Below are 13,651 nucleotides of genomic sequence, written 5' to 3'. Positions count from 1 at the left end.
TACAAGGCTTTATGACAAGGTTAAGCAAAAATTTTGTAATTTGTCATTTAAGATAAAAAGTTCATGCGGGTTTAGCTGTAATTCAGCAGCGCCTAATTAGATCCAGCCTTATTAATAAATGATAGAACTTCAGAACCAATTTGTAAGTTGTTGTTTCGTAACTGTTGCAAGCTTGTTTGAAGTTGCTGCTTAGCCGTGAGCTTTTGCGGATCATTGCTCGATAAATCTAAATATACTAAAGCCTGTAGTCCCGCTTGCCCTTCTTCACCCAGTTTTACTGCCCATGGGCTAATTTCTGCCAAAAGCTGTTGGTTGGTTATTGTCTTCTTAAGATTATCGGGCAAAGCACTCAGTAATTGTAATTCTTTACGAAGTTCTGATTCACTAGGTCCATGCTGCCCTGATTGGTATTCTTGCCAAAAAGCGCCGGCTAATTTGGAAAACCCGGTATTGTCACTCGTATCAAGCGTACTTTGGCTTGAATATTGACAGAATTTACGGAAGGCCAATGCATCACCTATGCCAGACATGCTCTGGAGCGCTTCGTCCCAGGCTTGAAGCGGCTGGTATGCGCTGGGATTGTACAGATATTGAGAAACAGTATAAAGTGCGATTTTTGACGCTTCGGGTTGAAGCATGGGATTTGCTAACATGCCACTCGTGTATGCCGACAAATCCTCCGAACGATTGATCAATGGTCCCATAAATAGTTGTGGCGCTTTCTTTACCACATAGGTATAGTCGTTGACCGGATAATTGTCCCAGATAAGAGGTTTTCTACCCAAAAGCCGCCGTACTTGGTCAGCTTCACTACTTGTAATGGATTTGTTTAAAACCCAAGACCCTGTCCAGATCACCTGTATAGAGGGATCCAGATGTGACCGTATTGTAGCCCAATAGGCGCTGTCCTTAAGACCGTAGTAGTCTGTGGGAGCAAGCCAAAGCCTGAAACTTGAATCTTTTACAGTCTCATCCTTAAGCAATTTATTTGCTAAATCGATATGAGCCTTAGGATAATCAGAACCATACACTTGTTGGTCAGAACTCTTCAAGTAGTGTTGAACATCGTCAAATGAAAGCATAAAGGTGTGAACTCCAATCGAACGCAACTGATCAATTTTGCTTTCAAGCAGTTGTACATCGGCTTTAGATGTAAAGGTAATGGAATTGGCAACCTTTGCTGAAGTCAATGTTTCACCGGGCAGCGGTGATGGGATACCAGGAGAAATGGAATAAACAAAGTTAACTCCATTTGCTTTTGCGCTTTGCACCAAACTCTTCATCTGCTGTAGTTGTCCAATTGGGTAGAGGTCTACCCAATTGGTCCGCTGGTAAGGGTCATCCTTGGGAGCATAGACATACGTGTTAAAATGGTGTTGGCCAATAAAGGTAAGCATGTTTATTCTTTGCGCCATAGTCCAGGGAGTTCCGTAGAACCCTTCGATAACTCCGCGGATAGCAAAACTGTCTGTAGGTGGAGTTTGTTCATTGTCCGCTCCTGGCTGTTGATAAGGTGCCGTGGTATCATTCCGGTGGTTTTGTGTTTGATCCTGGCCATTGGTTTGGGTTTGTGAGCGTGTTGTCCAACCAAATAGGTAATCTTTAATAGGCGTATTATGATAGGCGATGGCTGTAATGCCTAACCCAAATAGAAGCACTGTTAAAGAAAGCAAAACAATTTTCTTCTTCATGGCCAGTCTCCTTTAATATTACTTTATAGGTAAATTTTCTCACTGGTATTGTTTATTTTATATTTTATCCCAACTTTGGAATCTTATAAATGATGTACATACAATATTGAAAAGTCCCGCATTACTGGAATTTCTTTTTGATCATATTATTGTTCTTAATTATAGATGCTCCAATCAATCCTATTTTCTACTGTTTACGAGAAAATATGATTCCACTACCTCAAAATACAGATATGCCATTACTATTGTCCTCCTGATTGTCTGTCACTTTGTCAATCTACTTAACAATACCTAAAGATATTTATACGTATTTACAAGGTTTATCATGGTTATCCAACTCTTATAATAAAAAAACCTGTAAATCCGCCAATATTGAGGATTACAAGTTTCAAAGAAGTACTTTTTATTTCATTAACTCTTCGTATTTTTTTGATCCCACTGCCATCTGCGGGATGCTATATCCCAACTAAGCTCATTTATGCAGCCATAAGGCTGACTTATTTTGAATAGTTCCTTCAAAGGAAAATCGAAAAGTTTACTTAATATCACCCTATTTACTCCGGCATGGCTGATAATGAGGGTATTCCCTGTATTATTTTGGGCGATGAATTCAAAGGCAGGTATAACCCTTTTTTGCAACTGTTCAAAGCTTTCTCCTCCCGGTGGAATAAATTCATCAATACTTACTCCCCTTTTTTCGTACAATTCGCGAAAATGGTCCTTTATATAATCGATTGTCTGGTTTTCCCATTCCCCCATATTGATTTCCTTCAAGTCATCAAGTATGACTTTTTGAGTATTACTACCCTCAAGAAGGATCTCCGCCGTCTGCAGACATCTTTTTAACGGACTGGTATAAGCCTTTTCAATCTCTATCCTTGAGAAATACTCCTGAAGCCTTGTAGCTTGTCTAATGCCGGCATTACTTAGGGGCAAATCAGTTATCCCTATATACCGTTTTTCACTGCCATAATCAATTTGTCCATGTCTAACCAGGAATATTTTTTTATCCATAGTTAAAACCTCTGCCTGTCACTGCCTCAATTTTTTTTATTATTTTATAAGCGGCATCCCTTCTATTTTCTATCTTTCTCAATACTTCAGGGTTATCTTGATATTTATTTAGGGACTGCTTGAATCTTTCCTCAATAGATATTACTTTATCTTCTCTAACAAGTTTATCGGCGAGATATAGGATTTCACTTTCTGTGATTCTCCCTTGACCATCTACTTCAATATCGGTATGACTGCCTATGATAGAACCTACCTTCCCATACCCAATCTCTTGCAAAATCTTTCCTCCTACCCGGGCATGGTTTTCTTCCTTTTTGGCAATATCATGGAGCATCGCCGCGGCCTTCAAGGCACATTCATTAAGCTCGTATCCTGCGTTATTCAAACTGCGAGAAATTTCAACAGACACCTCTGAAACTTTCCTGCAATGTCTTATAATGTTTTCCGGTACTTTATATATATCCAAAATGCTGGAACACTCTTCCCCATCGGGTGCACCGGCATTAAAATATCCAAGCAGTTTTTCATAGTCTTCTTTTGTATCCATATCCATAAGTACTGTCTTGTCAAATACGTGTACATAAATTGAATCAGAAGAATATTCTTTTAAAATTTTCTTCAGCCCGCCTTCCCCGTTACTCCTTAAAATCACCTCTCGGTACTTACAGTGTATCAGCGGGGGATGTCCCACCCTGCCGCAAAAATCAGGGTAGATGATACCTTTACCGCCTTCCAGATACTTTTTTTTCAGTAGCTCGATCGTATGCTTCTTTACAAGAGGAATATCCACCGGCTGCATAAAAAAAGCTGAAACACGCGTATCCAAAGCTTTAACTCCCTTTATGACCGAAGTAAACATTCCTTCCGAATAGTTTTCGTTTTGCAGGCATGTCGCACCTGACTCCCTCAGCTTTTCTGCGACTTCACTTCCTTTGTAACCGGTTACAACGATGATATTATCTATGCCACAGCCTTTATATGTATCAATAAGCATTTCGATTGCTGATTTTTTCCCAAATTTCAGAAACGGCTTAAAACTCCCCATTCTTGAGGAGTAGCCGCCGGCAGCAATAATAGCTGCTATGCTGGTATTTTTCATATTCCAGCTCCCCTATAATCGATAATCTTTCTTTTTACCATACTGTTGATTATTTTTTCCGGTATGCTGTGAGGACTGACAATAAGAGTAAAATTCATTTTGCACCCAAGCTTTTCATCCAGTAAGGTTTGAATACTCTGCTCGATATCCTTTTTGATCGATTTACTTTCTGATCTTATTTCAATTTTGAGAAGGTTTTCATCCGTAATACAGGCTTTATAATCCAAAACTTCTTTAAATTTCAATATTGTTTCATCCAATTCTCTCAAAAATAAAAACTTATTCTCGCCGATGGTGACCTTATTATCCATTCTCCCCAAAACTTTTTTCATTGTTTTTAAAAAAGTTCCGCAGTCACAGGGGGGTGAAGAGAAGGAAGCCATATCACCTGTCCGGTATCTTATTAAAGGCATTGCATTCCTCGTAAGGGTTGTAAACACCACTTCTCCTAATTGTCCGTCCTGGACTGCTTCGCCTGTATCAGGGTTTACAATCTCAAAATACAAATCTGCCTCCCTCATATGATACCCATCCAGGGCTTCGCATTCCACACCTCCACCATAACCCATCTCTGTCATTCCATAATGGGTAAAGATCTTGCACCCATATTGATGTGTCAATTCGTGAATTAAAACATCCGGAACATAATCTGTGCTTAAAAGGACTTTCTTGATTCTGCTTTTAAATACATCACCTTTCAACTTGCTTAAGTGGGATACCTGCATCGGAATTCCAACAAGACAAGTGATATCATTTTCTATGATTTTTTTGGCCGTTTGTTCGGGATCAACCATAACGCCGTGGATAAAGCATGGCACTTTGGACATTTCCAGCGCTCTTTTCAGCAAGTCCCCTATACTGCCGTAGGTATTGCCTGGAAGAAGCACCATAACCCTGTCGTTTTGATCTATTAAACAACTCATTCCAACTTTAAAAAAATCAACGGTAAGGTTTAAATCCTGTTCTGAAAAGTAGATTCTTTTTTCTTCTCCGCTTGTTCCTGAACTCTTTATTGAAACTATTCTTACTATCTCTTTCTGAGGTAGGCACAAGAAGTCCAACGAATTTTGCCTTATGTGATAGGGATGTGTAAAGGGAATGTTTTTAATATCATCAAGAGTATTAATTTTATCTTCAGTAATATTGCTTAGTCTTTGGCCGTAAAACCGGCCATTTTTCTTAACATAATACAAGGTCTCTCTTACCTTGTTCAGCTGGTACTCCTCCAGCATCTTCGAATTCCTTTCCTTAATGTCGGATTTCCCAACAATCCAGTCTTCAAGCGGTGTCACCCTCATGATTAACTCCTTATCATTTTACCAGTATCCAGGTTTAATCCCTGCTTCCGAATTCAAAATCATGATCCCTCCGTATTTCTTGTGCCTTTACCCATTGCCAAATCCACAATTCGGGTATCTGCAATCTTTACAGCCTAAACATAATCCTCCGTGAGCAAACCTGATAACATCTCTTCTTTCAATTCTTTCTCCCGCCGCCAATCTCGGAATCACAAGGTCAAAAATTGTTCTTTTGTTATACATCACGCATGCCGGTAGCCCTAATACAGGAATATTCTTTATATATGAAAGCAGGAACATAGCTCCCGGCATCGTGGGGGCGCCATATGACAATATTTGCGCTCCGGCCTTTTTGACTCCGGTTGGGGTCACATCATCAGGGTCAACTGACATCCCTCCTGTAACCAGAACAATATCAGCTCCCGCTTTTATTAATGCCTTGATAGATTCTGCTATCATATTGGGATCATCTTTGGAAAAAATCTGTTTGATCACTTCAGATCCCAATTCTCTAAACTTCTCAACGAAGACCGGGCCGGATTTATCTGGAATTCTTTTATAATATAATTCGTTCCCGGTTGTCACAAGACCGGCTTTTAATTTAAGTAAAGGCATTACCTGAATAACCGGATTATTCTCCGAACAAATCTTTTCCATGGATATTATTTTTTTTTCTCCTATTGTTAAAGGTATTATTTTTGCACCGGCGACAACCGTATTGACATCAACTAACCTGTTAGAATGAAGTGTCGAAAGAACAATTCCTTCCATAGAATTAATCTCGAATAATGCCCCTTCATTTACTTTAAGAAGTCCCTTACATTTTGCCAAAAGGTTTACTTTCCCCTCGTTTGGTTCAGTAAGCCCTATTCCCTGGCCCGCCGCTGCTCTTGCTATCCTGCCGGCGGCTTCATCTTCATGAATTTCGCCGTCTCTATTCTCTAGAACAAATATGTGTTCTTTTCCCATGTCTAATAAATGGGGAATATCTTCTTTTTTTATGATATGCCCTTTTTTAAACGCAGCGCCTTTATATTTGCCCGGAATGATTTCCGTCATATCATGAACGAGTACCATACCAACAGCGTTTTCTACAGGTATCATCTTCATGTTTTATCCCCCTAATTTACTTTATAATTTTGTCTCCTGTTACACCCAAAATACATCCTTCATCATCGGTTAATATAAATAAGAATTCTTTCACAAATATGAAATTAGTTTATTAGAGCTCGACCCTAGCCAATAGTTCTCAAGAATTCCTTCATAAAAGATATTTAGAGTACTGAGCAGGAAGCGCCTGGTCTTACACAGCGGATGGATATTTATTACAATCGCCGAAGGTCTCCTTCAACATTGCATACTAACGTATTTGAGATAGCTGCCCCGGCTTGCGATAAAGCGCTTCTCCTTGAATATTTGTTAGATTATATGCGCAGAAGGGAATAATCCTCCCATCCGGACTGAACACATGCAGACTGCATTCCTGCAGTCGTTCGAGGTCCAAGGTCCAGCAGTCCTGAAAGGCCATTCCGGTAATCGTAAACCCGTGGGTGCGAATCCTGGAAAGAAAATGATCCATATCTTCCATACCGAGATTCGTAGCTGTTTGACGGCAGCTGTTTTCGTTTTCATTTCTCGTCCACCGTCGAGCCACAAAATTTCTATTTAATTCCACCGCTGAATGCCGGCCCGGTTTGCTGCAACAGGATGCCGGCTCACTTTTCTTGCTCAAAGGATGGATGCTGCCATCGGGAGACAAGACAAAATCTCCATGAAAGCCGCAGCGCGCGTGGTCACAACCCGATGGTCTGAAGTTTTCGGCTTTGAAGAGGCCATTTGTCTGTATCTCAATATTCCTTATAACCTCAGGCAATGTGATTCTCTGTTCGTCCAGCGGGGCTGCCGGGTATCTTCCGAAATAGCTCACCGGCTGAAAATGAATGCCTCTGACTGCGGGGATTCTCGCTAAGGCAAACTGAACGATCTCTCCGATATTGTCTGCATTTACCCCCGGCACTACCGTAGGTACGAGTACAATACCCAGATTATTTTTCCCGCAGTTATCAATGGCGCTTGCTTTAACCGCCATAAGATTGCGGCCTCTGAGCTGTCGGTAGATTTCATTCCTCGTCCCGTCAAATTGCATAAAAACAGCTGACAAGCCTGCTGCCTTAAGCTCTTTGACGTATTCCGGCTCCAGCCCTAAACGAAGTCCGTTGGTGTTTAACTGGATATAAGGAAAGCCCATCTCTCTGGCCAGGCTGATGATTTCCGGGAGATCTTTGCGTACCGTCGGTTCCCCCCCCGAAAGGTGTATAAACGGTTTGCCCAGAACGACAAGCCTTTCCAGCCACGCTTTGATCGTCTCAAAGGATGGATCCGTACAAGACACCCCACTGCCGGCGAAACAGAAATTACAATTCAAATTGCACCTCTCGGTCACTTCCAGCAAAACGCAACAGGTTTGCTGTTGATGCTGCGCACACAGACCGCAATCGTAAGGACAACCCTGATTTACTTCCGTCAGGCACACCTGGGGATGAGCACAGGCTCTCTCTTTAGTCCAGGCGCTATAACTCAGCTCACCGCTGCCGCGCCAAACAGCCGTTGAAAAATCCCCATGAAGACGACAGGTCTTTTTCAGATAAATTCCCCCGCCGTCTAGAATATACCTTGCAGGTATTTTTTCCAAACATACCGGACAAACACTTTCAGTCACTTGGAGTACGTTTTCTGGTTGATTCATTAAGATACCTCCATTATGTTCCCGGTGGTAATTGAATCTTTGGGAGACTCGAGGCCCTGTTTTTAGAGCACACCTATTTTATGGACTGTCTCGAAAGATTAACAAGTTTTTCCGATGCGGCAGTAATCTCACCAAGAGTAGAACTAACCTCACTAGTTGAAGCAACATGCCTAGTTGCTATGTCAGCAATGTTATCTATTTTGCTTACAATATTCTCAATGGATTGCTTTATCTCTTTGATAGTCTCAACAGCCTCTTTAGCAGATTTACTACTTATTAAAGACAGTTTCTTCACTTCTTCGGCAACGACTGAAAAACCTCTGCCTTTATCTCCTGCATGTGCCGCCTCAATCGCGGCATTAATCGCCAGTAGATTCGACTGAGATGCAATATCCTGTATAGAACTGATAAGAGAGTTCGTTTTCGTTATTTTAATCTCAGAAGACTTGGTATCTTTATTAACATTGTCAATTGTTTCAGATAATTCATTGAAAGCCTTCGCAATTTCCTGGATACTTGCGTTAACTTCCTGAATTGCAGAATATAAACTTTCTGCCGACTGATCAATTTGACTTTGTGATTCTAAGTCTCTTCCTATGTTAATAGCGCCGATAACCTTCCCGTTTTCATCATGTATTGGAGTAATGATTACCTTAAACAAACAGCCGGAGCTTTCCGGGAAAAAAACCAATTGTTTGTTTTCTGCAATAACCTTATGGATCGGATGATTTTGATCACCAGCATAACTGGCTCCTTCGGAGAACTTCAGATCAAATTTTTTACTAGGCACATATTTCAGAATTTCTTTCGTATCCCCCAGAACAACACTAAAATCTTCATCCATGATTTCTTGAAGAGAAGGAATAATTTTCAGATACATCTCAAGTATATTTTCCATATTAATGCTCCTTACAAATTTAAAAAAAATTTGTGGTTAAGCGGCCTATAGTGACCTTAGCGGTTTACCTTTTTAGCAATAGATAAAAAATATCCAAGCTTCCATTGCTTAATTTGTTCCCTTGTAATATTTTGATCTTTAGCAACTGGCAAGATACAATACCACAAGTTGTCAAGCGAGCCAAACTTAATAATACTGTCAACAACCATTTGATAAAGCCAGGCTGATTTATCCTGCCATAACTCAACCTCAAAATTATGGGCTTCCAGTTTTGCCAGTAAGGTCTCCTTAGTACTTGCACCCGTGTAGTAGGAATGAATCGAATCTATTCCTTCTGTGGAAACCGGCTTATTTTTAAAATAGAGATCGCTGATGATCAGCCTGCCTGAATCGCTTAAAACCCGATAACACTCCGACAGTACAAGGTCAATATCCTCCATTAAAGACAAACTGCACTCCATCAGTAACCCATCAATCTCGCCGTCACTGACAGGCAGATCTTCAGCTCTTCCCTGCAGGACAGGTAAACCCGGATACGCCTTTTGACCCTTTTCAATCATTACTTGAGAACAGTCGATACCCAGAACATTCATCCCGTAATTTTCAATCAAATACCTGACCGTAGCTCCCGAACCACAACCGACATCCAAAATATTGGCCCCTCTTGGAAATCCGCAAAATGAAACCGCTTCTTTGGTTATTTCAAACCCTCCCGGCCTCATGGTTTCGCCTGTAAGTTCCTTCAATGTTTCCTTTTCGTAACTATTTAAAGGGCCTGTCTCTTTGTCCATATCTCCATCTCCTTATTTAAGACAAAGATTCAATTAAGACCTGCATCTTGCCGCCGCAGACCATTCCTTCATCTTCCGCTATTGTTCCTGTCAGATCAATATTCTGGATTTTATATCCCCCGTTTAGCGCGATATCAATCGCAGTTTGTATAACTGCACCTTCACTGCATCCACCGCCTATACTTCCTAAGATTTTCCCATCAGGCCAGACCAGCATCTTTGCCCCGGCTTTCCTTGGTACGGAACCTTTAGCGGAGATTACTGTTACAATCGCTCTTCTCTCATTTTTTCCCCGGCTTATTTCTTCAAGGACATCACGGTCAAATTCTGTCCAACTGATTTTAGCTGATTCTCTTCCCATTCCCGGGTTCTCCAGTCTGCGGTAACTAACAACTTGCGCCAGAATAGAGAGGGCGATTTCTTGAGGCGTTATTGCGCCAATTTCCAGTCCAATCGGAGCGTTTACTTTTTCCAATACTTCCCGTGGGCAGCCTTCACTTAACAGCTGTTCTTTTAAGCTTTTTACCCGTCTCCGGGAACCTATCATTCCGGCATAGGCCCATTTTCTTTGCGCTACGGCTTTTAAACATTGCGCATCATGCCGGTGACCTCTGGTAACGATGACCACATAGGTATAAGCATTAAAACTAAGCAATTCAAAACACCTGTCAAAACTTTCACAAATTACCCTTGCTGCATCCGGAAATCGTTCCTTATTGGCAAAAGAAAGACGGTCATCAACCACGGTCACAGAAAATCCCAGCTTTGCAGCCATCTCTGTCAAAGGTTTCGCAATATGCCCCCCTCCGAAAACATACAAGCACGGCTGCGGGAAAAAAGGTTCAATAATCGCAATTTTTCCTTCAGGACTTTCAATGATTTGCAGCTCCCCGTTTAACAAAGACTGCTGCATAGAAGGATAAAGACCGCTTTGCTGCAAACAATCTTCGGTAAAATATTCTTTTTTGCAATAGCCTTGATTATTTCCAGAATATTCCGCCGGGACCTTTTCCAGCTCTGTAACCATTACAGCCTTTGCCCCTGCATTCAACTCATCTAATAATTTTTGATAGATGTTCATGGTGGTCCCCCTTATCACTCATGAAATTATTAGTTAAAATGGATTGAAATCTAATATCCCTCATTTTCTTGAGAATATTGTTCTTCGATAAAACCATTATCTTTAAGGATTTCCTGAACTTTCATATAAGTTTCGATAACCATGTTCGGACAGCGCAGCATGCGGTTCCAGGGATCGTCATTTACGATAATCCCACAATCAATCCCGCCATAAGCATTGCCATATTTCTCTTCAAACCAAGTAACAAGATCTGAGATCATGTCCTCTAGTTCGCTATTTTTCTGCTCCTCGAGTTCCCCTCTTCCGGCATATAACCCCAGCAAACAGGCTGATCCCGTTAATACGCCGCAGACTTTTCCGCAATTACCCAAACCATTGGCCAGACCTGCCATTGCTCTGACTAAATCCGGATTTTTTTTGCCCTGATGTTCAAGTCCTAAAATCAAAAGTATTTGACTGCACTGAAACCCCTGGGCGCGAAGCTGAGCGATGCGTTCTGCTACATTTGCCACGGCTTTCTCCCCCTTTTATCCGACGACGATATCATTGTTATTTGTCTTCCAGTTGGATCTCAACTTCCGCCATTTTGCCTTTGGCCAACTCTTCGGAAACATACAGTTGACCGCAAATCGGGCATCGGGGCAAATCAACTTGAAATTGGTGCTTTAAGTAGATGAACGAGGTTTTTAACGGTACAAGCATTACATTGCATTTTGCGCAGATTAATTCGTCATCCTTCATTTATTACTCTCCTCGATTTTCATGCGATGCGTGTAGACCTGCTTTAGTTTAAATCCTGATTCATTTTTTTCATAAGTTACCCAAAAAGTTATTACGCCCTGGAATAAATGGCCCGTAAACTCCCCTGTCTTTACATTTTGCACTTTAGTCCCTGTTCTTTCGCAATATTCAATTACTGAGTAAACGTCCTCTTCCAGAATTAATTCATTATTCATCTTATTTTTTAATTCAGATGGAATCTCAATGAAGAAACCCTTCTCAATAATATCTGTTTCCGCGATAATCTCTCTCCCTGTCAGCGTATTAACCAGTTTAGCCCTGTTTCGTCTGCGTTGAGACAGATCCGGTGCCGGTCGCGCGGGTGAACCGGTGTCAAAGAATATATCCAAGATGTGGCTGCATTCTTTACCTGCTGCGGCAAACGTGTCACGGCAGTTTGAGCAGTAGGTTGCATAAATATTATCATTATCCTGAATCCGATTATTGGCGATATTTCTGACATGTTCGGGATTTGCAATCTGAATATGCCCTCCAAAGCTGCAGCAACGTGCTTCTTTCCCATGATAGGATAATTCTTCGATCTTATAACCGGCATCATGAAGCAGCTTTCGGATACTCTCCTGCATAAGACTGTCATATCTGCTGGCGCAAGGATCATACACCGCTATAACCTTGTTTCCTCCCAGTTCCTTCCACTGGGGACGGGCATGTCGAACCATTACATCGTATAAAGAAATAATTTTGATTTGTGGTATGTAACGCTTAAATGTTTTCAGGCAAGTGGGGCAAGCCATGATAAAAGTAGGTTCTCCCTGACTTTTCCATTCCTGCAGGATGTTATTCTGAACTTTGTTCCTCAGTTCCCCATCCCCTGCCCAATCGGCGGGCACACCGCAGCAGCCGACCAGCAGTGAAGTGTCTGCGCATATTTCTTTAAGAAAATTATAGCCTGCAATGACACTGCCAGGATTAGATGCTCCAAGTTGACAACCAGGGAAGAAAAGATACCTGCAGTTTTCCTCCGCCTTAGGAAGAACCACGGCATAGGCTTGATCCGAATTGGCAAATTCCATATCCCGCAGCCAGAAATCATGGTAGGCTGCAGGCAAGGCGCCGTCTTCAAAAAGGTAATGCCTGGCTTGAAGCAAACATTCCGCCACATCAACATTCTCGGGACAAACAGTTTCACACAGCCCACATTGGTTGCAGGTATTAACCAATCTGTTGGCCACTTTTTCAGGCATTTTGTCGCCTGGATTTAATGTTGAAACCACATCAATCGTGATGCGTTTCGGATTTTTCTTAAACCTCTGCATTAATTCGCAGCTGTCTTTACACAAGGCGCAATCGCATTTGGTACATCGTTTGGCTTCGGCAACAGCTTGTTCCTTAAACTTTTCACCATGCGTCTTCTCCGGGGGGTTTACAGGCATTCCTGTCAATTTGCTAAAATTGGGATTGATTGATTTTTTCTCCCCGTTCTGAGCCACACCGTTCATAAGGCCGACTTTCAAATACTTTTCTATGGATTGGGAAGCCCGGATCCCGTGTTCTATCGCTTCAACAAGCGTGACGCCCATTATACTCCCGCCCATAAAAATGCCTTGTTTTTTCGTCCCTAACGAGTTGAGATCCAATCCCTCTTGAAGTCCGAAGGTACTTCCGTCCGAGCCGGTTGCAATATATACGGCATCCGCCTGAATTTCGGCAAGATCCTTTATTTCTTTAGACAATACCAGATTATAGGCAACATGCTTGAATTCTTGTTCAAATTCCTGCAGGTAGATACTCTTAGGCAACCGTTCAGCCAGTTCTCCGCCCGGAGCATCTTTTTTTTCGTAAACTGTTACATTATAACGCTTGCTGGCCAGCTTGAGGGCACACGCCAAACCGCTGAGTCCCGCACCGATGATGGCAACGCTCTTATTTTTTTCAGGAACATTATAGTCAACTGGTTCTCTGTCCTTCGTGAATTCCACGCAAGCCTGTTCGATATACTGCAAATCGACTGCCGTGTCGGCTGAATTGCGTATGCATACGTTCTTACATGGCTGATGGCATATCATGCTCACTATACGCGGAAACAAGGCTTGATTCCGGAACAAACGGTAAGCGGCAGTAAAATTCTCCTTTTGCACCCTGTCGATAACGGCGCCAACATCCACTTTGAGCGGACATTCACATACACAAGGCGGGCATTCTCCTTGAAAGCATTTCTCTGTATAATGTTCAAAAGCTTCAATATCCATAGAACATACCTCTTAAGTTTTTCGACTGTTGTGGAATACAGGC

General features: G+C 41.9%; 12 protein-coding genes. All 12 read right to left on the bottom strand.

From position 1 onward, the window contains the following. Window positions 1-92 precede the first annotated feature (92 nt). The 12 genes from AAH944_RS00950 to AAH944_RS00895 all read right to left on the bottom strand — a co-directional run bounded on the left by AAH944_RS00950 (window position 93) and on the right by AAH944_RS00895 (window position 13,608). Complete coding sequence (locus tag AAH944_RS00950) at window positions 93-1,691, bottom strand: protein O-GlcNAcase (protein WP_415535745.1); 1,599 nt, start codon at window positions 1,689-1,691, stop codon at window positions 93-95. Between the two features lie 411 nt (window positions 1,692-2,102). After that, on the bottom strand, window positions 2,103-2,705 hold the full coding sequence (locus AAH944_RS00945; RefSeq protein WP_415535743.1) for a histidine phosphatase family protein: 603 nt from the start codon (window positions 2,703-2,705) through the stop codon (window positions 2,103-2,105). Next, window positions 2,698-3,804 carry a DVU_1551 family NTP transferase gene (locus AAH944_RS00940; protein ID WP_415535741.1) on the bottom strand — a complete coding sequence of 369 codons (1,107 nt, stop codon included), beginning with the start codon at window positions 3,802-3,804 and terminating at the stop codon, window positions 2,698-2,700. Before AAH944_RS00940 ends, AAH944_RS00945 begins: the two co-directional genes overlap by 8 nt. Then, complete coding sequence (locus tag AAH944_RS00935; protein ID WP_415535740.1) at window positions 3,801-5,102, bottom strand: DVU_1553 family AMP-dependent CoA ligase; 1,302 nt, start codon at window positions 5,100-5,102, stop codon at window positions 3,801-3,803. The genes AAH944_RS00940 and AAH944_RS00935 overlap by 4 nt, the downstream gene beginning before the upstream one ends. Window positions 5,103-5,189: 87 nt before the next feature. Beyond that, window positions 5,190-6,212 carry a molybdopterin-binding protein gene (locus tag AAH944_RS00930; protein ID WP_415535738.1) on the bottom strand — a complete coding sequence of 341 codons (1,023 nt, stop codon included), beginning with the start codon at window positions 6,210-6,212 and terminating at the stop codon, window positions 5,190-5,192. A gap of 250 nt (window positions 6,213-6,462) precedes the next feature. Continuing rightward, window positions 6,463-7,848, bottom strand: coding sequence for a radical SAM (seleno)protein TrsS (trsS, locus tag AAH944_RS00925; protein ID WP_415535736.1), 1,386 nt, complete (start codon window positions 7,846-7,848; stop codon window positions 6,463-6,465). Window positions 7,849-7,921: 73 nt separating this feature from the next. Further along, window positions 7,922-8,746, bottom strand: a complete 825-nt coding sequence (locus AAH944_RS00920) for a methyl-accepting chemotaxis protein (RefSeq protein WP_415535734.1) — start codon at window positions 8,744-8,746, stop codon at window positions 7,922-7,924. 56 nt (window positions 8,747-8,802) lie between these two features. Then, window positions 8,803-9,537 (bottom strand): DVU_1556 family methyltransferase, encoded by a 735-nt coding sequence (gene trsM / locus AAH944_RS00915; RefSeq protein WP_415535732.1) that lies wholly within the window; start codon window positions 9,535-9,537, stop codon window positions 8,803-8,805. Window positions 9,538-9,553: 16 nt separating this feature from the next. Continuing rightward, window positions 9,554-10,618, bottom strand: a complete 1,065-nt coding sequence (locus AAH944_RS00910) for an XdhC family protein (RefSeq protein WP_415535730.1) — start codon at window positions 10,616-10,618, stop codon at window positions 9,554-9,556. Between the two features lie 50 nt (window positions 10,619-10,668). Continuing rightward, window positions 10,669-11,130, bottom strand: coding sequence for a DVU_1555 family C-GCAxxG-C-C protein (locus tag AAH944_RS00905; protein WP_415535728.1), 462 nt, complete (start codon window positions 11,128-11,130; stop codon window positions 10,669-10,671). A 37-nt stretch (window positions 11,131-11,167) separates the two neighbouring features. Continuing rightward, window positions 11,168-11,359, bottom strand: a complete 192-nt coding sequence (locus AAH944_RS00900) for a DVU_1557 family redox protein (protein ID WP_415535726.1) — start codon at window positions 11,357-11,359, stop codon at window positions 11,168-11,170. Then, entirely contained in the window at window positions 11,356-13,608 is a 2,253-nt protein-coding gene (locus AAH944_RS00895; protein WP_415535724.1) for a pyridine nucleotide-disulfide oxidoreductase/dicluster-binding protein, read from the bottom strand. Before AAH944_RS00895 ends, AAH944_RS00900 begins: the two co-directional genes overlap by 4 nt. Window positions 13,609-13,651: the final 43 nt, after the last annotated feature.

It is taken from the genome of Dehalobacter sp. CP (assembly GCF_047652685.1).
Lineage (GTDB): Bacteria > Bacillota > Desulfitobacteriia > Desulfitobacteriales > Syntrophobotulaceae > Dehalobacter.
This window is presented reverse-complemented; position numbering and strand designations above follow the sequence as displayed.